At 67.4% G+C, this 21,557-nt stretch carries 19 protein-coding genes; 13 read left to right on the top strand and 6 right to left on the bottom strand.

Translation table 11 applies throughout. From position 1 onward, the window contains the following. The first annotated feature begins 111 nt into the window (after positions 1 to 111). The 3 genes from CJ179_RS25240 to CJ179_RS25230 are packed head-to-tail and all read left to right on the top strand — an operon-like array spanning position 112 to position 4,023. Positions 112 to 1,323, top strand: a complete 1,212-nt coding sequence (locus CJ179_RS25240) for an acyl-CoA dehydrogenase family protein (RefSeq protein WP_095863237.1) — start codon at positions 112 to 114, stop codon at positions 1,321 to 1,323. Between the two features lie 10 nt (positions 1,324 to 1,333). Beyond that, complete coding sequence (locus tag CJ179_RS25235; RefSeq protein WP_095863236.1) at positions 1,334 to 2,455, top strand: acyl-CoA dehydrogenase family protein; 1,122 nt, start codon at positions 1,334 to 1,336, stop codon at positions 2,453 to 2,455. Continuing rightward, entirely contained in the window at positions 2,452 to 4,023 is a 1,572-nt protein-coding gene (locus tag CJ179_RS25230) for a long-chain-fatty-acid--CoA ligase (protein WP_095863235.1), read from the top strand. Before CJ179_RS25235 ends, CJ179_RS25230 begins: the two co-directional genes overlap by 4 nt. 41 nt (positions 4,024 to 4,064) lie before the next feature. On the opposite strand, the gene CJ179_RS25225 is transcribed toward CJ179_RS25230, so the two are convergent. Together CJ179_RS25225 and CJ179_RS25220 are read right to left on the bottom strand one after the other, a co-directional pair. Then, entirely contained in the window at positions 4,065 to 5,180 is a 1,116-nt protein-coding gene (locus tag CJ179_RS25225; protein WP_095863234.1) for a nitronate monooxygenase family protein, read from the bottom strand. Further along, positions 5,181 to 6,833, bottom strand: a complete 1,653-nt coding sequence (locus CJ179_RS25220; RefSeq protein WP_072947876.1) for an acyl-CoA synthetase — start codon at positions 6,831 to 6,833, stop codon at positions 5,181 to 5,183. Between the two features lie 79 nt (positions 6,834 to 6,912). Here CJ179_RS25220 and CJ179_RS25215 point away from each other — a divergent pair, with 79 nt between their 5' ends. Both CJ179_RS25215 and CJ179_RS25210 read left to right on the top strand, forming a co-directional pair. Then, positions 6,913 to 7,764 carry a crotonase/enoyl-CoA hydratase family protein gene (locus tag CJ179_RS25215; protein ID WP_095863233.1) on the top strand — a complete coding sequence of 284 codons (852 nt, stop codon included), beginning with the start codon at positions 6,913 to 6,915 and terminating at the stop codon, positions 7,762 to 7,764. Positions 7,765 to 7,936: 172 nt separating this feature from the next. After that, positions 7,937 to 8,884, top strand: a complete 948-nt coding sequence (locus CJ179_RS25210; RefSeq protein WP_095863615.1) for a hypothetical protein — start codon at positions 7,937 to 7,939, stop codon at positions 8,882 to 8,884. Between the two features lie 70 nt (positions 8,885 to 8,954). On the opposite strand, the gene CJ179_RS25205 is transcribed toward CJ179_RS25210, so the two are convergent. Then, on the bottom strand, positions 8,955 to 9,992 hold the full coding sequence (locus CJ179_RS25205; protein WP_095863232.1) for an LLM class F420-dependent oxidoreductase: 1,038 nt from the start codon (positions 9,990 to 9,992) through the stop codon (positions 8,955 to 8,957). 79 nt (positions 9,993 to 10,071) lie between these two features. On the opposite strand from CJ179_RS25205, the gene CJ179_RS25200 reads away from it, so the two are divergent. Genes CJ179_RS25200 through CJ179_RS25180 form a run of 5 tightly spaced genes read left to right on the top strand, consistent with a single transcriptional unit; the run spans position 10,072 to position 14,609 of the window. Beyond that, positions 10,072 to 11,052: a Zn-ribbon domain-containing OB-fold protein gene (locus CJ179_RS25200; RefSeq protein ID WP_095863231.1), complete on the top strand. Its 981-nt coding sequence runs from the start codon at positions 10,072 to 10,074 to the stop codon at positions 11,050 to 11,052. 12 nt (positions 11,053 to 11,064) lie between these two features. Further along, a complete protein-coding gene (locus tag CJ179_RS25195) occupies positions 11,065 to 12,129 on the top strand; it encodes a thiolase domain-containing protein (protein ID WP_072947866.1) in 1,065 nt (354 codons plus the stop codon). Beyond that, a complete protein-coding gene (locus CJ179_RS25190; RefSeq protein WP_095863230.1) occupies positions 12,129 to 13,304 on the top strand; it encodes a thiolase domain-containing protein in 1,176 nt (391 codons plus the stop codon). The genes CJ179_RS25195 and CJ179_RS25190 overlap by 1 nt, the downstream gene beginning before the upstream one ends. Positions 13,305 to 13,321: 17 nt before the next feature. Next, a complete protein-coding gene (locus CJ179_RS25185; protein WP_072947861.1) occupies positions 13,322 to 14,185 on the top strand; it encodes a TIGR03619 family F420-dependent LLM class oxidoreductase in 864 nt (287 codons plus the stop codon). Positions 14,186 to 14,195: 10 nt separating this feature from the next. Beyond that, positions 14,196 to 14,609, top strand: a complete 414-nt coding sequence (locus tag CJ179_RS25180; RefSeq protein WP_072947859.1) for a nuclear transport factor 2 family protein — start codon at positions 14,196 to 14,198, stop codon at positions 14,607 to 14,609. 9 nt (positions 14,610 to 14,618) lie between these two features. Here CJ179_RS25180 and CJ179_RS25175 read toward each other — a convergent pair whose 3' ends face one another. Both CJ179_RS25175 and CJ179_RS25170 read right to left on the bottom strand, forming a co-directional pair. After that, positions 14,619 to 15,875, bottom strand: coding sequence for an erythromycin esterase family protein (locus CJ179_RS25175; RefSeq protein WP_095863229.1), 1,257 nt, complete (start codon positions 15,873 to 15,875; stop codon positions 14,619 to 14,621). 87 nt (positions 15,876 to 15,962) lie between these two features. Continuing rightward, a complete protein-coding gene (locus CJ179_RS25170) occupies positions 15,963 to 17,219 on the bottom strand; it encodes a cytochrome P450 (protein ID WP_095863228.1) in 1,257 nt (418 codons plus the stop codon). Positions 17,220 to 17,379: 160 nt separating this feature from the next. Between CJ179_RS25170 and CJ179_RS25165 the strand changes: the two genes are divergently transcribed. From CJ179_RS25165 to CJ179_RS25155, 3 genes are all read left to right on the top strand, one after another. After that, a complete protein-coding gene (locus CJ179_RS25165; RefSeq protein ID WP_072947852.1) occupies positions 17,380 to 18,543 on the top strand; it encodes a steroid 3-ketoacyl-CoA thiolase in 1,164 nt (387 codons plus the stop codon). Between the two features lie 168 nt (positions 18,544 to 18,711). After that, complete coding sequence (locus tag CJ179_RS25160; RefSeq protein WP_174705562.1) at positions 18,712 to 19,128, top strand: nitroreductase family deazaflavin-dependent oxidoreductase; 417 nt, start codon at positions 18,712 to 18,714, stop codon at positions 19,126 to 19,128. 100 nt (positions 19,129 to 19,228) lie between these two features. Next, complete coding sequence (locus tag CJ179_RS25155) at positions 19,229 to 19,894, top strand: GNAT family N-acetyltransferase (protein ID WP_072947847.1); 666 nt, start codon at positions 19,229 to 19,231, stop codon at positions 19,892 to 19,894. A 43-nt stretch (positions 19,895 to 19,937) separates the two neighbouring features. Here the strand turns inward: CJ179_RS25155 and CJ179_RS25150 are convergent, their stop codons facing one another. Then, positions 19,938 to 21,548 (bottom strand): acyl-CoA synthetase, encoded by a 1,611-nt coding sequence (locus CJ179_RS25150; protein WP_095863227.1) that lies wholly within the window; start codon positions 21,546 to 21,548, stop codon positions 19,938 to 19,940. Positions 21,549 to 21,557: the final 9 nt, after the last annotated feature.

Genomic DNA, 21,557 nt, shown 5'->3' with positions numbered 1-21,557 from the left:
TACCGGGCACGCTCCGGGGCCGGCCTGAGCCGACTCCGCCGATGCACCGCAGAGACTGGAACCTGTGCCAGATATCAGCTGATTTCGCTCTCGGACCGGAGAGGTATTTCGATGCACATCACGTACACACCGCAGCAGCAACAGCTGCGGGAAGAGCTGCGCGCGTACTTCGCGAAGCTGATGACGCCGGAGCGTCGAGAGGCACTGGCCGCCACCACCGGCGAATACGGCGAGGGCAACGTCTACCGCGACGTCGTCGCCCAGATGGGCAGGGACGGCTGGCTGACACTCGGGTGGCCCAGGGAGTACGGCGGCCAGGAACGATCCGCCATGGATCAGCTGATCTTCACCGACGAGGCAGCCATCGCAGGCGCGCCCGTCCCCTTCCTCACGATCAACTCGGTCGCGCCGACGATCATGCATTTCGGCACCCCCGAGCAGAAATCGTTCTTCCTGCCCAAGATCTCGGCCGGCGAACTGCACTTCTCGATCGGCTACTCCGAGCCCGAAGCGGGGACCGACCTCGCCAGCCTCCGCACCACCGCGGTCAAGGACGGCGACGACTACGTCATCAACGGCCAGAAGATGTGGACGAGTCTGATCGCGTACGCCGACTACGTGTGGCTGGCGTGCCGCACCGATCCCGAAGCGAAGAAGCACAAGGGCATCAGCATGCTGATCGTCCCGACCACCGCCGAAGGCTTCTCGTACACCCCCGTGCACACGATGGCGGGCCCGGACACCAGCGCCACCTACTACCAGGACGTGCGGGTGCCCTCGTCCGCGCTCGTCGGCCCCGAACACGGCGGCTGGGCGCTGATCACCAACCAGCTCAATCACGAACGCGTCGCCCTGACGTCCGCCGGGCCGGTCCTCACCGCCCAGCGGGAGGTGCGCGAATGGGCGCAGAACACCAAGCTGCCGGACGGTCGCCGCGTCATCGACCAGGAATGGGTGCAGATCAATCTCGCGCGCGTCCACGCGAAGGCCGAGTACCTGAAGCTCATGAACTGGGAGATCGCCTCGTCGACCGGGGCGAGCGAAGCGACGGGGGATGATTCAGCGCACGCCCCCGGCCCGGAGGCGGCGTCGGCGAACAAGGTGTACGGCACGGAGTTCGCCACCGAGGCGTACCGGCTGCTGATGGAGATCCTCGGACCGTCGGCCACGCTGCGGCAGAACTCCCCGGGCGTCCTGCTGCGCGGGCGGCTCGAGCGGATGCACCGGTCGTCGCTGATCCTCACGTTCGGCGGCGGAACCAACGAGGTGCAGCGCGACATCATCGCCATGACCGCCCTCGGCCTGCCCCCCGCGACGCGTTAGGACTATCACCATGGACTTCACTCCCACCGAGGCCCAGCAGGATCTTGCCGGGCTCACCCGAGGAATCGTCTCGGATCTCGTCACCAACGACCGGCTGCGCGAACTCGACGCGGCGGAAGACCGTCTCGATCGCCGGCTCTGGTCCGCGCTCGCGTCGTCCGACGTGCTGAGCGCCGCACTGCCGGAGTCGGTGGGCGGCGATGGTTTCGGCGTCCTCGAGCAGTGCAGCATTCTCGTCGAACTGGGCCGTGCCGTGGCAGCGGTCCCCTACCTGTCGTCGATCGTGATGGCGGCTGGGGCGATCGCGCAGTACGGAAGCGAACAGCAGCGTGCCGATTGGGGCACTCCGGCCGCGAGGGGCGAGAAGATCCTCACCGTGGCGCTCGACGAGGAACTGGGCGACAACCCGGCCGCGCCGACGACCCGTGCCGAACCCGGCGCGGACGGCTGGACGCTCGACGGCATCAAGATCGTGGTCGACGCGGCACCGTCCGCGGACCTCTTCCTGGTCCCGGCAACCACCCCGGACGGGGTCGCGGTCTTCCTCGTCCGCCCGGACGACGCCGGGGTGACCGTCACCCGCCAGCAGACCGTCGACCTGGCCAGCGTCGGTGAGGTGACCCTCCGCGGAGTGTCACTGGCCGGGGACCGCATTCTCGGCAGCGTCGAGCGGGGCCACGAGATCGTCGACTGGATCGTCGAGCGCGGCACGCTCGGCGCGTGCGCGTATCAGTACGGCGTCCTCGACGAATCCTTGAAACTCACCGCGGCCTACGCCCGGGAGCGGGTGCAGTTCGGCCGGCCCATCGGCAGCTTCCAGGCCGTAGCCCAGCGACTCGCCGACGGCTACATCGACGTGAAGGGCGTCCGGCTCACACTGTGGCAGGCGGCGTGGCGGCTCAGTGAGGGACTGCCCAGTGAAGGCGATGTCCAGACCGCCAACTTCTGGGCGTCCGACGCCGGACACCGGGTGTCCCACACCCTCGTCCACGTCCACGGTGGCGTCGGACTCGACGAGGACCACCCCGTGCACCGGTACTTCCTCGCCGCCAAGGCGCTCGAGTTCCGGCTCGGTTCGGCCACGCAGCAGTTGCGGGTCCTCGGCGCCGAACTGGCCACCGTCCCGGCATGACCGCCACGCTCGCCCGCACGGTATCGGACCTGCTGCTCGGTGTCGCGCACTCCGGCGCGCAGGGGCTGTACTTCGAGGACCGGTTCGTGTCGTGGTCCGAACACGTGCGGGCGAGCCTGCGCCGCGCCGCGATTCTCGACCACCTCCTCGACGCGCAGCGGCCCCGGCACTTCGGGGTTCTGATGGACAACGTCCCCGAGTTCTCCCTGCTCGCCGGGGCGGCGGCGCTGTCCGGCGCCGTACTCGTGGGGCTCAACACCACTCGGCGCGGGGAGGCGCTGACCCGCGACATCGTGCTGGCCGACTGCCAGGTGGTCTTCACCGAATCCGGCCGGTCCGCCCTGCTGGACGGTGTCGACCCCGGTGTTCCCGTCGTCGACGTGGATTCACCGGCATGGTCCGATCTGCTCGCCGAGGAGCGCCCCGATTTCACCCCGAAGGCCGCCGCGCCCGAAGACCTGTTCATGCTCATCTTCACGTCGGGCACGAGCGGCGACCCGAAGGCGGTGCGCTGCACGCACGCGAAGATCACCGGCCCCGGCGTCATGCTTGCCGAGCGCTTCGCGCTGTCCCCGGACGACGTCGTGTACATGTCGATGCCGATGTTCCATTCGAACGCCATGATGGCGGCGTGGTCCGTGGCGCTCGCGGGGCACAGCTCGATTGCGCTGCGGCGCAGGTTCTCCGCGTCGAACTTCCTGCCCGACGTGCGGAGATTCGGCGTCACGTACGCCAACTACGTCGGAAAGCCGCTGTCGTATGTGCTGGCGACTCCCGACATGCCCGACGACGCCGACAACACCCTGCGGGTGATGTACGGCAACGAGGGGTCCGCTCCCGCGGTCGCGGCGTTCGCGCGCCGCTTCGGCACCGCGGTGATCGACGGGTTCGGCTCCACCGAGGGCGGCATCGCCATCTCCTCGGCACCCGGGGCACCGCCGGGTTCTCTGGGCAGGCTCCCCGAGGGCGTCGCGATCCTCGACCCCGAGACCGGAGATCCCTGCCCGCCAGCCGAATTCGATGCGGCCGGCCGGGTCGTCAACGCCGAGGCCGCAACGGGTGAACTCGTCAATGTCGCGGGGTCGGGGGCGTTCGCGGGCTACTACAACAATCCCGAGGCCGACGCTGAACGGATCCGCGACGGTCGGTACTGGAGTGGCGACCTCGCCTACCGGGACGCCGAGGGATTCGTCTACTTCGCGGGCCGCAGTTCCGGGTGGCTGCGCGTCGACGGCGAGAACCTCGGTTCGGCGCCCATCGAGCGCATCCTCCTGCGGTACGACGGCTTCGCCCAGGTGACGGTGTACGGGGTGCCCGACGTCGAGGTCGGGGACCGGGTGATGGCAGCCGTCGTACCGACCCGGGAGTTCGATCCCGTGGCCTTCGCGGACTTCCTCGACGCGCAATCCGATCTGGGTCCGAAGCAGCGCCCGAGTCTGATCCGGGTGTGTGCCGAGTTCCCGCGGACGGCCACGTTCAAGGTGCTCACCCGCGCGCTGAGCGCCGAGGCCACGCAGTGCGCCGATCCGGTGTGGGTCCGCGACGGAGACCGCTACTCCCCCAGGTGAGTGGCAAAGTGTGCTGGCGCACGCTTTGCCACTCACCTGGGTTAGCGGAAGCTGTCGAGGCGGGACACCGCCGAGTCGAAGCCCTTGACCAGTTCGTCCATCACCTCGGCCACCGGCCGGATCTCGTTCATCCGCCCGACGATCTGCCCCACCGGCATCGCCACGACATCCGGGTTCTCGGACGCGGCGATGCGCTGATGCGCCTCGCTGACCAGCAGATTCTGCAGCGGCATCGGCAGCGGCGCGGGCGCGTCCGGCTTCGACCACGCGTCGGTCCACTTGGTCTTGAGCAGGCGCGCGGGTTTGCCCGAGTAGATCCGGGACCGCACCGTGTCCGCCGACGTCGCCCCGAGGAGGGCGCGCTGGATCGCGGACGGACCCTCCGCCGACGCGCTGCCCAGTTTGTACTCGGACGTGGTGAGCCAGTACGACCCCATCCACACCCCCGCCGCCCCCAGCGACAGCGCCGCGGCCACCTGGCGTCCGCTGCCGATACCACCGGCCGCGAGTACGGCGGCGGAATCTCCGATGGCGTCGACGATCTCGGGAACCAGCACCATCGACGCGATCTCCCCGGTGTGCCCACCGGCCTCGTACCCCTGCGCGATGACGATGTCGACACCGTTCGCGACGTGCCTGCGCGCGTGCTCCACGGCGCCGGCCAGCGCGGCCACCGGAACCCCCTTCTCGTGGGCCTGGTCGATGACGTCCTTCGGGGGTGAACCGAGGGCGTTGGCGATCAACGCAATTCGATGATTCAGGGCGACGTCCACGTGCGACCGCGCCACCGAGTGCAGCCAGCCGAGCACGCCGGTCGCGTGTTCGACCCCCGAATCCAGTGGCGGCACCCCCAGTTCGGACAGGGTCCGGTCGACGAACGCGCGGTGTTCCGCGGGGATCAGCGACTCCAGGTCCACCGACGTGCCCTCGGTGGGCACCTTCGCGGGCATCACGATGTCGACGCCGTACGGCTTGCCGTCGGTGTTCTCGTCCATCCACGCCAGGACGGCCTCGAGTTCCTCGGGATCGTTGAACCGGACGCAGCCGAGCACACCCAGGCCGCCGGCCCGGGAGATCGCCGCGGCCACGTGTTCGGACGGCGTGAACCCGAACACCGGGTACTCGATGCCGAACTTCTCACTCAAACTCGTATGCATTTACGCGCCTTTGCTTTCGGGCGAACCGTTGCCGTTGTGGTCGTCGGCCGGCCGGGTCTCGGTCTGTTCCTTGGCCCAGCGGTAGTCGGGTTTGCCCGCAGGCGAGCGCTTGATCTCGTCGACGAACCAGAGGCTGCGCGGAACCTTGTATCCCGCGATCTCCTTGCGTGCCGCGTCGGCGATCTCGTGCAGGCTCGGACGCACCCCACGACGGGTCTGAATGACGGCGGCCACCCGCTGGCCGAAGCGTTCGTCGGGAATGCCGACCACGAGGGCGTCGAAGACGTCGGGATGCGACTTGAGTGCGCCCTCGACCTCCTCGGGGAAGATCTTCTCGCCGCCGCTGTTGATGGACACCGAACCGCGGCCCAGCATCGTCACCGTGCCGTCCGCCTCCACCTGCGCGAAGTCGCCGGGGATGGAGTAGCGGATGCCGTTGATCTCCTTGAACGTGGCCTTGGTCTTCTCTTCGTCCTTGTAGTAGCCGATCGGGATGTGCCCCCGGCGCGCCAGGATGCCGACGACGCCGGAGCCGGGCTCGACCGGGTTGCCGTCCTCGCCGAGGACGGAGGTGGACGCGTCGATTTTCACCGTCGGGCCGCCACCGTGCGAGTCGCCCTTCGCGACCACGCTGAGGCCGCCGAAACCCGTCTCGGACGAACCGATGGAGTCGGTGATCATCCGGTTGGGCAGCAGTTCGAGGTACTTCTCCTTGATGCTGGGCGAGAACAGCGCCGCCGAACTCGCCATCAGGAACAGCGAAGACAGGTCGTAGGGTTCGCCGCTTGCCTCGTTGCCCTCCACCAGCGCGTCGAGCATCGGGCGCGCCATCGCGTCGCCGGTGATGAAGATGAGGTTGACCTTGTGCTGGTCGACGATCCGCCACACGTCGTGGCCGTCGAATTCGGGGTGCATGACGCACTTTCCGCCGCCGAACAGACTCTGGAACACCGCCCACTGGCTGCCGCCGTGGATCATCGGCGGGATCGGGAAGCGCGTCATGCCGGGGCTCTCGGCACCCAGCTTCGCGAGATCCCACTCGTCCTCGACGTATTCACCGGTCATGAAGTTGATGCCGCCGCCGAGCACCCGCCAGACGTCCTCGTGACGCCACATCACCCCCTTCGGCTTTCCGGTGGTGCCACCGGTATAGAGCATGTACAGGTCGTCATTGCTGCGCTCGCCGAAGTCGCGGTCGGGGGAACCCTGCGCCAGCGCCGCCTCGTATTCGACCCCCTCGTAGTCGAGATCGGTGCCGTCCTCGACCACCACGGTGGTCTTCAGGAGCGGCGTCTCGGGGAGCACATTCGCCACCTTGTCGGAGTACCGGCGTTCGTGGACGAGCGCGACCATGTCCGAATTGTCGAAGATGTATTGCAACTCGTTCTCGATGTACCGGTAGTTGACGTTCACCATCACCGCACGAATCTTGAAGACCGCCACCATGGCCTCGATGGCCTCGATGGTGTTGCGGCAGTAGATGCCCACCTTGTCACCGGGCCGGACACCCTGTTCACGCAGGTAGTGGCCGAGGCGATTGGCCCTCTCCTCCATCTGCGCGTACGTCACTTCCCGGTCGTCGGACACCAACGCGACGCGGTCCGGAACGAGGTCGATTGCGTGCTCTACGAGGTCTGCGATATTAAGGGCCACGTCAACAAAGTAGAACGTGTTACCGTTTCTGGCAAGACCTAATTTGAGAGCCAGCTCACACACCCTTCGGGAGACTTCAGTGTCCTCTACAACGACCGAGAAATCCGACATTTCGGCACAGTCGCCGCACTGCCTCGTCGAGAAACGCGGGCACGTCCTGATCGTCACGATGAACCGCCCCGAGGCGAAGAACGCGCTGTCCGGCGAAATGATGACGATCATGCGGGACGCGTGGGATCAGGTCGACTCCGACCCGGACATCCGGGTCGCCATCCTCACCGGCGCCGGCGGTGCCTTCTGCGCCGGCGCCGACCTCAAGGCCATGACGTCGCAGCACCCCGGCGACTCCTTCTCCGGCGCGGGCGAGCGGAGCGAGGGGAAAAATTCGGGCTGGGACCTGTCCAAGATCGAGGCGCTGCTGAAGGGACGGCGCCTCACCAAACCTCTCATCGCCGCAGTCGAGGGTCCCGCCATCGCCGGCGGCACCGAGATCCTGCAGGGCACCGACATCCGCGTCGCCGGCGAGGGCGCCAAATTCGGTGTCTCCGAGGCGAAATGGGGACTATTCCCCCTCGGCGGCTCCGCCGTGCGCCTCGTCCGGCAGATCCCGTACACCGTCGCAGCCGACATCCTGCTGACCGGACGTCACATCAAGGCCCCCGAGGCCAAGGAAATCGGCCTCATCGGGCACGTCGTCCCCGACGGCCAGGCCCTCGACAAGGCCCTCGAACTCGCCGACCTCATCTCCGCCAACGGTCCCCTCGCCGTCCAGGCGATCCTCAAGACCATCCGCGACACCGAAGGCATGCACGAGGAAGAGGCCTTTCAGATCGACGCCGCCCTCGGCACCGAGGTCTTCAAGAGCGCCGACGCGAAGGAAGGTCCGCGCGCCTTTTCCGAAAAGCGCGCGCCGAAGTTCGAGGGCCGCTGACCGCGGTGCGATAACCCCGGAGGCGAATGTACCTTTCGGCGCATCTGCGGCGCCGAGAGGTACATTCGCCCAGGGTGTGAGGGTTATCCACAGCCCCAACTTATCCACAGGCCCCACCAAAAAGCCTGGTGACCGAAGCTGCCGCCCGCACCGGGTGCGTCATCATCAACTCATGCGACGGGGAGAGTGGGGGCATCGCCTCGATGACCTGTACGGAGTGAGCCGGTCCGGGATCATCCGCACCGCCGAGTTGAGGCAATGGGGCGTGTCGAATTCGGCGATCGACGCTCGATGCCGTCCGGGCGGGCCGTGGCAACGCATCCTTCCGGGTGTCGTGATGCTCGGCAACGGCCACCCGACCGCGCGTCAGCGTGCGGTGGCCGCGATCGTGCTCAGCGGCGAGAACGCAGTCCTCACGGGGCGCGCAGCGCTGCACGAATACGGGTACGGCACGTCGTACTCCGGGGATGCCCATGTTCTGATCGCCACGCATCGGCGCGTGCAGTCCACGGGCTTCGTGCTCGTCGAACGTACGACGCGTTTGCCGGCACCCGTGACGCGCAACGGACTTCCCTGTGCCCCGCTTCCGCGCGCGTTGCTCGACGCGGCGCGGCGGTGCCGCACCCTGGACAGCACTCGATCCCTCATCGCGGAGGTAGTCCAGCGAGGCGAGGTGAGTGTCGCGGAGTTGAACTCGGGTAGCGGCCGGGGTGCCGCACTCCCCCGGACAGTGCTGCGCGAAGTGAGTGCCGACGTCCACTCGGTGTCCGAGGCCGAAGCCCGTCGGCTGTGGTTGCGCAGCGGACTGCCCCGAATGGTCTTCAACCGCAGGATCGGCGACGTTGCCGGGCAGTTCATCGCCATGCCCGACGGCTGGATCGACGATGTCGCGTTCGCGTGGGACATCGACTCTCTCGACTGGCATCTGGCGCCGAAGGCGTACAAATCGACCGTCGAGCGCCGCACCCGGATGCAGAACCACGGCATTATTGTGCTGCCGACGTTGCCGAGCGCTATCCGCGACGACCCCGACCGCGTGATCGCCGACCTCCAGTCGCACTACCAGCTGGCGTCCTCGCGGCCCCGGCCTGAGGTCCGGATGCTCGGAGCGCCCGGGTGAATGCACCGTTCAACGCCTCAGGTGCGCCGAAAGGTACATTCGCCCGGGCCGGGGAGGTCGGCCGGAGGGGTCAGCCCAGGACCGCGGCGGAGAGTTCGCGGACGTGGTCGGCGTCGCGGCAGGAGACGAGGAGCATGGTGACGCCGGCGTCGGCCCAGCGTTTGACGTCGGCGCGGACTTCGTCGACGTTGCCGATGATCATGGTTTCGGTGACCATTTCGTCGGGGACGACGGCGGCGGCTTCGTCCTTGCGGCCGGCGCGGAAGAGGCGTCCGATTTCGTCGACCTGTTCGCCGTAACCCATGCGGGTGTAAACCTGGGCGTGGAAGTTGAGTTCGGGGGCGCCCATGCCGCCGACGTACAGGGCGGTGACGGGTTTGAGGCCGGCGATGGCGGCGGCGCGGTCGTCGGTGACGATGACCTGGCAGGTGGCCGCGACTTCGAATTCTTCGCGGCTGCGACGGGCGCCGGGGCGGGCGAAGCCTTCGTCGAGCCATTCGTTGTACATGGGCGCGAGGCGGGGTGAGTAGTAGATGGCGAGCCAGCCGTCGGCGATCTCGGCGGTGAGCGCGACGTTCTTGGGACCTTCGGCGCCGAGCCAGATCGGGATGTCGGCGCGGAGTGGGTGGGTGATCGGCTTGAGTGGTTTCCCGAGTCCGGTGCTGCCGGGACCGGTGTAGGGCAGGGGGAAGTGTGGGCCGTCGCTGGTGACGGGTTCCTGCCGCGCCAGCACCTTGTGGACGATGGAGACGTATTCGCGGGTGCGGGCGAGCGGTTTCGTGAACGGCTGCCCGTACCAGCCTTCGACGACCTGCGGTCCGGACACGCCGAGTCCGAGGATGGCGCGGCCGCCGCTGAGGTGGTCGAGGGTGAGGGCGTGCATGGCGGTGCTGGTGGGTGTGCGCGCGGAGATCTGCACGACGGACGTGCCGAGGCGGACGCGGTCGGTGCTCGAACCCCACCAGGCGAGGGGGGTGAAGGCGTCGGATCCCCACGATTCGGCGGCGAAGACGGCGTCGAATCCGTCGGCTTCGGCGGCGGCGATCAACTCCGGGGCGTTGGTGGGCGGCTCTGCGCCCCAGTATCCGAGTTGCAACCCGAGCTTCATCGTGTGCCTCCGCATCGACCGTCGTCAGAAGTGACCCTTGCCACAAACACTAGAACCTGTTCTACTCGAAGTTGTGAGCATGGGAAAGAGCGCGGTGGCCGAAAAATTCTCGAACGAACCGTTGAGCGCCCCGCTGAAACTTCAATTCGACTACACCCGATCGGTGGGCCCGACCGTCGGCGCCTTCGTGACCGCGCTGCGCGACCGCAAGGTCATCGGCGCCCGCGGCTCGGACGGACGCGTCTACGTCCCACCGCCCGAATTCGACCCGGACACCGCCGAACCACTCACCGACTTCGTCGGGGTGTCCGACGCAGGCACCGTGGTGAGCTGGACGTGGATGCCGGAACCCATTGCCGGGCAACCTCTCACCACCCCGTTCGCGTGGGCGTTGATCAAGCTGGACGGCGCCGACACGTCGCTGGTGCATGCCGTGGACGTCGCCTCCCCTGCCGGAATGAGCACGGGCATGCGGGTGCGGGCACGGTGGGCGCAGGAACGCGTCGGGCGGATACAGGACATCGTGTGCTTCGAACCCGGCGAGTCGACCGGCGAACCCGGACCGGCCTCGGAGTCGGAACCGGTCACGATGGTCACGACGCCGATCGATCTCGACTACCTGCACTCCGCGTCCGCCGAGGAGAGCTTCTACCTCCGAGGGTTGAAGGAGGGCAAGCTGATCGGTGGCCGCACCGGCCCGGGCGGCAAGGTGTACATCCCGCCGCGCAGCGCCAACCCCACCGACGGCATCCCGACGAAGGAGCAGGTGGAACTGCCGGACCGGGGCATCGTCACGACGTTCTGCATCGTGAACGTCCCCTTCCTCGGGCAGCGGATCAAGCCGCCGTACGTCGCCGCCTACGTGCTGCTCGACGGCGCGGACATCGCGTTCCTGCACCTGATCCTCGACTGCGATGCCGCCGACGTGCGGATGGGCATGCGAGTGGAGGCCAAGTGGAAGCCACGCGAGGAGTGGGACTACACGCTCGAGAACATCGAGTACTTCAGGCCGACGGGCGAGCCCGACGCCGAGTACGACACCTACAAACACCACCTGTGAGGGCGCGGCACAATGACAGATATCGCAGTCGTCGGGTTCGCGCACGCACCGCACGTGCGTGAGACCACCGGCACCACCAACGGCGTCGAGATGCTGGTTCCCTGCTTCCAGCAGCTGTACGAGGATCTCGGGATCACCAAGTCCGACATCGGTTTCTGGTGTTCGGGATCCTCGGACTACCTGGCCGGCCGTGCGTTCTCCTTCATCTCCGCGGTCGACTCGATCGGCGCGGTACCCCCGATCAACGAGTCGCACGTGGAGATGGACGCCGCCTGGGCATTCTACGAGGCCTGGATCAAGATCATGACCGGCGAGGTCGACACGGCCCTGGTGTACGGGTTCGGGAAGTCCTCGGCCGGCAATCTCCGCAAGGTCCTGTCCATGCAACTCGACCCCTACCTGGTCGCGCCACTGGCCCTGGACTCGGTGTCGCTCGCCGGACTGCAGGCGCGTCTCGGACTCGACGCCGGGAAGTGGACGTCCGAGGAGATGGCGGCGGTGGCCGCGCGCAGCCGGGCCGCGGCCGAGAGCAACCCGAACACCCAGTTGTCGGGGCACGTCGACATCAACGAACTGCTCGCGAGACCGTTCGTCGCGGATCCGTTGCGCGCCCACGACTGCGCGCCGATCACGGACGGCGCCGCTGCCGTCGTTCTCGCTTCCGGAGACCGTGCCCGAGAGCTGTGCGAGCGACCGGCGTGGATCACCGGGATCGAGCATCGGATCGACTCCCCGAACTTCGGCGCCCGTGACCTGACGGTCTCGCCGTCGACGACGGCGTCGGCGCGGGCGGCCACCGGCGGGGACGTCGGCGGTATCGACGTGGCCGAACTGCACGGACCGTTCACCCATCAGGAACTGATCCTCCGCGAGGCCATCGGGCTGTCCGATGCGACGACGATCAACCCGTCGGGCGGCCCGCTGAGCGGGAACCCGATGTTCTCCGCGGGTCTGGAACGCATAGGTTACGCAGCCAAGGCCATCATGGACGGCAACGCCGGGCGCACGCTGGCGCACGCCACGAGTGGTGCTGTGCTGCAACAGAATCTGGTCGCAGTCTTGGAGGGACGCAACTGATGGCGAATCAATTGGCCGCCGTACTGGGCACCGGTCAGACCCATTACGTGGCGAAACGGCACGACGTGTCCATGGCCGGGCTGGTGCGCGAGGCGATCGACCGCGCGATGGAAGACGCGCGGGTGGGCTGGGACGACATCGACGCCGTCGTGATCGGCAAGGCCCCCGACCTGTTCGAGGGGTCGATGATGCCGGAGCTCGCGATGTCGGACGCACTGGGCGCCAACGGCAAACCGCTTCTGCGTGTGCACACGGCGGGCTCGGTCGGCGGTTCGACCGCCTGCGTGGCGGCGAGCCTCGTGAAGTCGGGGGTGCACAAGCGGGTGCTGACGGTGGCGTGGGAGAAGCAGTCCGAGTCGAACGCCATGTGGGCGCTGTCCACACCCATTCCGTTCCACATGCCGGTCGGCGCGGGCGCGGGCGGGTACTTCGCCCCGCACGTCCGCTCGTACATCCGGCGGTCCGGCGCACCCGATCACATCGGCGCGATGGTGGCGGTGAAGGACCGGCTGAACGGCAGCCTCAACCCGTACGCCCACCTCAAGCAGCCCGACATCACGCTCGAATCGGTGCAGGCCTCGCAGATGCTGTGGGATCCCATCCGCTACGACGAGACCTGTCCGTCCTCGGACGGCGCCTGCGCGCTGGTGATCGGCAACGAGGAGGCCGCCGAGCAGGTCGTCGCGGACGGCCGTGAGGTGGCCTGGATACACGCGACCGCGATGCGCACCGAGCCCACCACGTTCGCCGGACGCGACCAGGTGAATCCGCAGGCCGGACGGGACGCGTCGGCCGCACTGTGGAAGGCCGCGGGCATCAAGGATCCGCTCGACGAGATCGACGTCGCCGAAATCTACGTCCCCTTCTCCTGGTTCGAACCGATGTGGCTCGAGAATCTCGGCTTCGTCGCCGAGGGCGAGGGCTGGAAGCTCACCGAGGCGGGCGAGACGGCCATCGGCGGCCGGCTCCCGCTCAACGCGTCGGGCGGCGTCCTGTCGTCCAATCCGATCGGCGCCTCCGGGATGATCCGGTTCGCAGAGGCGGCGATGCAGGTGATGCACCGCGCCGGCGACCACCAGGTGAAGGACGCGCGCAAGGCACTCGGCCACGCCTACGGCGGCGGTTCGCAGTACTTCTCGATGTGGGTGGTCGGTTCCGACCGGCCGAACAACTAGTAGTAGGGACGTCACCAGTGAAATTCACCGTCGGCATCGCCATGAATCCCCTCGATCAGTTGCCGGCTCTCGCGAAAACAGCCGAGGAGTGCGGGTTCTCGTCCATCGCACTCCCCGACTCGCTGTTCTTCATGGAGAAGCAGAGCGCGGACTACCCGTACACACCGGACGGCTCCCGGATGTGGACCGAGGAGACGCCGTGGGTGGATCCGCTGATCGCGGCGGCCGCCATGGGTGCGGTGACGTCGAAGATCGAGTTCTACACCCAGGTCCTCAAGCTGGGGTCCCGCAATCCGGTGCTCCTGGCCCGCCAGGTGGGATCGGTGGCCAACCTGATCGGCAACCGGTTCGGTTTCGGTGTCGGGATCGGCTGGGCGCCCGAGGAATTCGAATGGTGCGGGGTGCCGTACGCGAAACGCGGCGCCCGCGTCGACGAGATGATCGACGTCATCAAGCTAATCCTCGGCGGCGGGATGGTCGAGTATCACGGTGAGTTCTACGACTTCGACCGCCTGCAGATGAGCCCGGCCCCGACGAAGCCGGTGCCGTTCTACGTCGGCGGCCACACCGACGTCGCACTCCGGCGCGCCGCCCGGGTCGGTGACGGCTGGACGTCGGCGATGATCAAGTTCGACGATCTCGTCCAGGTCATCGCGCGACTGCGGGAACTGCGGGAGGAGTACGGCCGCGCCGATCTGCCGTACGAGATCCAGACGGTCTGCATCGACCGTTTCGGCAAGGACGGCTACGCCGAACTCGCGGACGCCGGGGTGACCGACACGATCGTCGTCCCGTGGGTGTTCGACGGCATCGGCTTCGACGGACCGCTCGACGCCAAGCAGGAGTCGCTGCGCAAGTTCGCCGATCAGTACATCGGATAGGAGTGTGGACATGACGACGACCGACCATCCTGCCCGCCTCGCCGGACAGGCGTCCCGCGCGGCGGCCAGCGGCAGGCGCAAGGAGGAGTGGCTGGCCCTGTTCGCCGAGGACGCATGTGTCGAAGATCCCGTCGGCCCTTCGGGTTTCGACCCCGAAGGGAAGGGGCACCACGGCCTCGATGCGATCTCCCGGTTCTACGACATGACGATCGCGACCACCGAATCGCTCGAATTCCTCATCACCGATTCACTGGTGTGCGGCAACGAGAACGTGAACATCGGGACCATCCGGTCGACGGTGGCGGGATCGCAGATCGACGCCGAGGGCGTGTTCGTCTACCGCGTGGACGACGAAGGCAAGATCACGTCGCTACGGGCCTTCTGGGAGGTCGAGCGGGCGATGAAGACGCTGCGCAAGGTCTGAGGATTCGGATCACCCGGCGGCCTCGTCGAGGTGCCGGACGAAGAGGACGGCATCGAGTTCGCCGAGGCACGCGGGGTCGAGCGGGAAGTATGTGGAGTTGCTCGACGGGTCGGCGCGCTTCTGTGCGCCGCGGACGGCGTCCGCCATCGCCGCGGCAGGCACGAGACAACTCTCGCCGACCGCGAAGAGCAGATCCTCGAGGGTGCCCGGTGGCGGCTGTCCGATGCCGTGACCGGGCGCCTCACCGACCGCGGAACCGATGACCGTGTACGCGTCGCCGAACCGCAAGTCCAGGTGGGCGCCGGCGCACCACCAGTGCAGGTGCATTCCGGCGAGATCCCAGTGGGTTTCGCCCTTCAGCAGATGGCCGTTGTGGGCGAAGACGAATGTCGGCCCCCGATCCGCCTCCCTCCGCACCAGCGCGGACAGGTTGTCCGCCATGAGGGTGTCGCGGATCCCCAGAAGGCGGGCAATGCGGCGTGGGGAGTTCTCTGCCATTCCGGCGTGATAGCTGAGCAGGCGGGTGGCGACGCGACCGTGCAGTTCGGCCTCCCACCATTCGTCTCGCGTGCCCGCAGCGACGAGGCGAGGCGCCTCCGAGGCCAGCAGCGTCATCAGGTCGTCGGCGATCAGACGCAACTGTCCGGCCTCGGCGGTGGCACCGACGGATCGGGCCGGGTCCATGGCGACGGCCGGGTCGCTCCAGCGGTCGTCGTCGCCGATCAGGGCGGAGATCCGGTCCGGAGTGCAGGGCAGATCCCGCTCGTCGAGGTGGGTCCGCAGGTAGGTGTCGAGGAAGGTCAGGGCCTGCCGGGGGCTGTCGGCGGACGTCATCTCGATGGGGGCGTCGAAACCGAAGAACCGCACGTGCTCGCCCGCTTCGCGTCGGCTGTTGTGGTCGGCCATCCATCGGATCAGGTCGCGGTTGGCCCGGGACTCTCCGAAGCCGTGGCTGAAACCGTGTTCCATGACGTCGTCGAGTGGCACGCCGTTCGTGCCCCGCACGAAGGAGTCGACGAGTATCCCTTTCAGGCAACTGCTTTCGATCGCGATGGATCGATAGCCCTCATGTTCGACGAGGTATCGGAACATCTGATTGCGGAGCAGCAGAAAGCTCTCCTCCCCGTGCATGGGCTCGCCGAACCCGAGCAGGCGAGGAGCGGCGTCCAGGCGGCGAAGGAACGCGTCGAGGGCGGCAGTGACGCTCGGATCTCCCGGCGCCGAGAAACCGGCACCCGGGTCGTGGACGATGGACCGCACAGTCATGACCTGCTCCCACCCTCCTCGGACAGAAAGGGAACAGCGGCGTCGGAGAGGATGAGGGTGCCCTCCGACGCCGCTGAATCAGTGGGGTCAGTGCCTGACCGGGCAACCGCCTGACGCAGTCTTGTAATCGACCTGAAACTCCTTGATACCGTTGAGCCAGCCCGAGCGCAACCGCCGCGGATCTCCCAGCTTACTGATATCCGGCAGGTGATCCGCAATCGCATTGAAGATCAGGTCGATTTCGAGGCGGGCGAGGTTGGCTCCGAGGCAGAAGTGCGCGCCCGTACCGCCGAACCCGACGTGCGGGTTGTTCTCCCGCAGGATGTCGAATTTCTCGGGATTCTCGAATGCGTCCTCGTCGAAATTCGCGGAGCCGTACAGCATTACGACCCGCTGCCCCTTCTTCATGTGCACGCCGCCGAGCTCGGTGTCTTCCAGTGCGGTGCGCTGGAACGAGTTGACCGGGGTCGCCCACCGGACGATCTCGTCCGCCGCCGTCTTGGGACGCTCCTTCTTGTAGAGCTCCCACTGATCGGGATGGTCGAGGAACGCCATCATGCCGTGTGTGATGGCATTGCGGGTGGTCTCGTTGCCGGCGACCGCCAGCAGGATCACGAAGAAGCCGAATTCCTCGGGAGAGAGCTCATTTCCATCGATGTCCGCTTCGATCAGCGTCGTGACGATGTCGTCGGCGGGGCACTTCTTGCGCTCGTCCGCCATCTGGTACGCGTAGCCGAGGATCTCCATCGACGCGGCCTGTGGGTCGATGTCCAGTTCGGGGTCGTCGTAGCCCGTCATCTGGTTCGACCAGTCGAACACCTTCAGCCGATCCTCCTGCGGCACGCCGAGCAGTTCGGCGATCGCCTGCAGCGGAAGCTCACATGCCACCTGGGTGACGAAGTCGCCGGCCCCCGATTCGGCGGCCTCCTTCACGATCTTCTCGGCGCGCTCGGTGAGTTCTTCGCGCAGGCTGTTGATCGCGCGGGGTGTGAAGCCGCGGGAGACGAGTTTGCGGAGTTTCGTGTGCTCGGGAGCGTCTTTGTTGATGAGGATGAAGCGCTGCATCTCGATGTTCTCGCGCGGAATGTCGTCGGCGAAGCGCACGATCGCGGTGTTCTCGTGGGTGGAGAAGACGTCGCTGCGCCGCGACACCTCTTTGACGTCCTCGAGCTTGCTGACGACCCAGTAGCCGTCGTCGTGGAAGCCACCGATCTCCGGCGGCTGCGGGTTCCACCAGATCGGCGCAGTCTTCCGCAGTTCGGCGAACTCCTGGTAGGGGATGCGTTCTGCGTAGATGTCCGGGTCGGTGAAGTCGAAACCCTCTGGAAGATTGGGCTGCGCCACTGCTGTCTCCTGCCCTAAGCCATACACCACTCAGTGATGTGGAACACGTTCTACTAGCATTGAAGCACAAGCCGGGCGACTAGCAAAGAAAAGCTCAATCAGACCTTGCCCAGACAGCAGAACCTGTTCTATTTTCTGAGAACAAGGAAAGGAGCCCGCCGTGGGCACACCCGTCATCGTCGAGGCAGTTCGCACCCCCATAGGAAAGCGCGGTGGCTGGCTGTCCGGATTGCACGCCGCCGAGATCCTCGGCGCCGCTCAGCGGGGCATCCTCGACCGCTCCGGCATCGACCCCGACCTGGTGGAGCAGGTGATCGGTGGTTGCGTCACCCAGGCCGGTGCGCAATCGAACAACATCACCCGAACCGCGTGGCTGCACGCCGGACTGCCCTGGCAGGTCGGCGCCACCACGATCGACTGTCAGTGCGGCTCCGCGCAGCAGGCCAACCATCTGATCGCGGGCCTGATCGCCACGGACGCGATCGACGTCGGAATCGCCTGCGGCATCGAGGCCATGAGCCAGGTGCCGCTCGGGGCGAACGTCGGGGAGAACGCCGGCCCACGCAGGCCCGCCGACTGGGACATCGACATGCCCAATCAGTTCGAGGCCGCCGAGCGCATCGCCCGCCGCCGCGGAATCACCCGCGCCGACGTCGAAGCCCTCGGAGTGCGTTCGCAGGCCCGTGCCAAGCAGGCGTGGGACGAAGGACGCTTCGACCGGGAAGTGCTGCAGGTGGCGGCGCCCGTCGTCGACAAGGACGGCAACCTCACCGGGGAGACCCGGATCGTGACGCGCGATCAGGGTCTGCGCGACACCACCGCGGAATCGCTCGCCAGGCTGAAGCCCGTACTCGAGGGCGGCATCCACACGGCGGGCACCTCCTCGCAGATCTCCGACGGCGCCGCCGCCGTCATGCTCATGGACGAGGCCAGGGCGCGCGCCCTCGGCCTGAAACCGCGGGCCCGCATCATCTCCCAGGCGCTCGTCGGTTCCGAACCCGAATTCCACCTCGACGGACCTGTCCAGGCCACGGCGCGCGTCCTCGAACGCAGCGGCATGAAGATCGGCGACCTCGACCTGTTCGAGGTGAACGAGGCGTTCGCCTCGGTCCTGCTGTCGTGGGCGTCGGTGCACGAGCCCGACATGGACAGGGTGAACGTCAACGGCGGCGCGCTCGCACTCGGACATCCCGTGGGCAGCACCGGGTCCCGGCTCATCACGACGGCGCTGCACGAACTCGAGCGCACCGACGGGTCGACGGCCCTGATCACGATGTGCGCCGGCGGCGCACTGGCCACCGGCACCATCATCGAGCGGATCTAGGGCCGCCCGATGAATGCGCCCGCCCCCGCCCGACCCGAGCCAAATTCCCCTCGCTCCGCTCGACCCGAGCCAAATTCCCCTCGCTCCGCTCGACCCGAGCCAAATTCCCCTCGCTCCGCTCGACCGCCCGGTCTCGACTCGAAGTGGACGGCCTCCCTCATCAAGTGGATGTCGAAGATCAACGTCGTGCTGTACCGGCGGACGGGCGGGCGTCTGGGCAGCAAATGGCGCGTCGGCAGCGCCTTCCCGCGCGGGTTGCCCGTCTGCCTGCTCACCACCACCGGCCGTAAGAGCGGCGAGCCCCGGATCAGCCCGCTGCTGTTCCTCGAGGACGGCGACCGCATCATCCTCGTCGCGTCGCAGGGCGGCCTCCCGAAGCACCCGATGTGGTACCTCAACCTGCGCGCGAACCCGCAGGTGACCGTCCAGGTGAAGTCGCGGATCCGGCCGATGACCGCCCAGGTGGCGGACCCCGGGGAACGCGCGCGGCTGTGGCCGCGGCTCGTCGACATGTACGCGGACTTCGACAACTACCAGGCCTGGACGGACCGCACGATCCCCGTCGTCGTCTGCACACCCCGATAGCAGTTGTATGTACCGTCGGGTAACGCGTGCCATGTCGGAGGACTTCTTGCAGTATTGACGCGTACGGACTTGTAGGACGGCCGAGGGCGAGGAATTGCAGATGAGTACACAGGTTCAAGATCGGATACACGACCGTCGAGAGCTCACCGCGGTCCTGCTGCGCGCACTGGAGCAGCGGCACGAGGTTCTCGACGCCATCGTCGACAGTGAGGACCACGCCGAGGCCCTCACCACCGTCGCCGGGCTCCTCGAGACGACCGAGGCGTACGCGGAAGCCGTCCTCAACCTGACCTTTCGCCGTCTCACCAAGGTCGAGCGGCGCCGCATCCAGACGGAACTGAAGGACCTCGACGCCACGCTGGAGTGGACGTCGACGGACCGGCCTGCGAGCACCGGCCGGAACTTCCGCCTCCGCCCGTTCACCGAAACCGACGAGGACGCCGAACTGTTCCGGCGCCGCTGCGTCGAACAGGTCGACGACGCGGGCACGCAATGGTCCGAGGAGCGGGTCGAGAAGGAGCGCGCGGAGGGCCTGAGCCGGGTCGACGACGAGTCCGCCGCGTGGTTCGTGTGTGAGGACACCGAGGAGAACACGGCCGTCGGCATGGTGTTCGGCGAGTTGTCGGGACGCGAGGTCGACGTCGCGATCTGGATCTCCCCCGACGCCCGGAAGAAGGGCTACGGCACCGCGGCCGTGAAGCACAGCCGTCAGGAACTCGCCGCGGAGTTCCCGGGAACGGTCCTGGTCGTCCGCGCTCCCGCCTGACCCGCATGTGAGTGGCGAAGCGTGCGGGAGCACACTTCGCCACTCACGTGCGGTGGTCGGGGCCGCGCTGCTTGGTGACGCCCTGGGCCCAGCGGTAGTCGGGTTTGCCGCTCGGTGTGCGATGGACGGCGTCTTCCACCCACACCAGCCGCGGAATCTTGTAGCCGGCCAGGCTCTGCCGCACGTGCTGCTCGAGGCCGGCGAAGTCGACGCCCCGGCCGTCGCGTGCCTGCACGACCGCGGACACCCGGTGCCCCCACCGTTCGTCGGGGACGCCGACGACGATGGCGTCGTACACGTCGCGGTACGCCTTCACCGCGCTCTCCACCTCCTCGGCGAACACCTTCTCGCCGCCGGTGTTGATCACCATGTTGCCGCGACCGAGCAGGGTGATCGACCCGTCGGCCTCGATCCGCGCGCGGTCGCCGGTGACGACCACCGATCGTCCGTCGACCTCACGGAAGATCTCCCGGGTCTTCTCCGGGTCGTTGTAGTAGCCCAGCGGAACGTACCCGCCCTTGGCGAACCAGCCGTCGATCCCGGAGCCGGGTTCGACGGGACGCCCCGCGTCGTCGATCACCAGCGCGTACCGCCCCGCCGGGACCCGGGGACCACCCACCTGCTTCTCCCCCTTGGTGGCGAAACCGATTCCACCGAAACCGGTCTCGGACGCGCCGATCGAATCGGACACCAGCAGCCCCGGGAACGCCTCGAGGAACGCGTCCTTGATCACCGGGGAGAACAGCGCGGCTCCCGACGCGACCACACCGAGACTCGACGTGTCGGTCCGGGCCGGGTCGAGAGCCTCGATCAGCGGCCGTCCCATCGCGTCGCCGGTGATGATGAGGATCTGCACCCGGTGCCGCTCGACGAGGTCCCACGTCCGGTCGGCGTCGAATTTCGATTCCAGCAGCACCGTGTTCCCGCTCAACAGCGCGGTGAACGTCGGCATCATCGCGGCGGCGTGGATCAGCGGCGGCAACGCGAACCACAGCGTCGGCTCCCCCTGCGATCCGACCCGCGACTGCTGGTACTCGTCGTCGATCGCCTCGCCGGTGTAGAAGTCGAGACCACCGGCGAGGACGCGCCAGATGGCCTCGTGCGTCCACACCACACCTTTCGGACGTCCGGTGGTGCCGCCGGTGTACATGATGAACAGGTCTTCGGAACTGCGTCCACCGAAGTCGCGGTCGCCGCTGCCGGACAGCGCCTCCTCGTACGGGACGGAGTCGCTGGGCACACCGGCGCCGCCGAGATCGTCCTCGACGACGACGGTGTGCCGGATTCTCGGCAGCGAGGGCAGGACCTCCGCGATGCGCGGCGAGTAGATCCGATGGTGGACCACGGCGTCGAGTTCCGCGTTGCCATACACGTAGGCGAGTTCGTCGCTGGTGTACCGGTAGTTGATGTTCACCGGAACCGCGCGAATCTTGTACGCCGCCACCAGCGTCTCCATGGTCTCGATGGAGTTGTGCAGGTGCACGCCGATGTGCGAACCGGCGGTCAGTCCTGCGTCCAGGAAGTGGTGGGCCAACCGGTTGGCGCGGTCCTCCAGTTCCCGGTACGTGACGCGGCGAGCGCCGCAGATCAGCGCCACCCGCTCCGGCATCACGTCGACGGAGTGCTCGAACAGATCTGCCAGGTTGTAGGCCACGGGAGTGTC

The organism is Rhodococcus sp. ACS1, assembly GCF_002300155.1.
GTDB lineage: Bacteria > Actinomycetota > Actinomycetes > Mycobacteriales > Mycobacteriaceae > Rhodococcus_F > Rhodococcus_F koreensis.
This window is presented reverse-complemented; position numbering and strand designations above follow the sequence as displayed.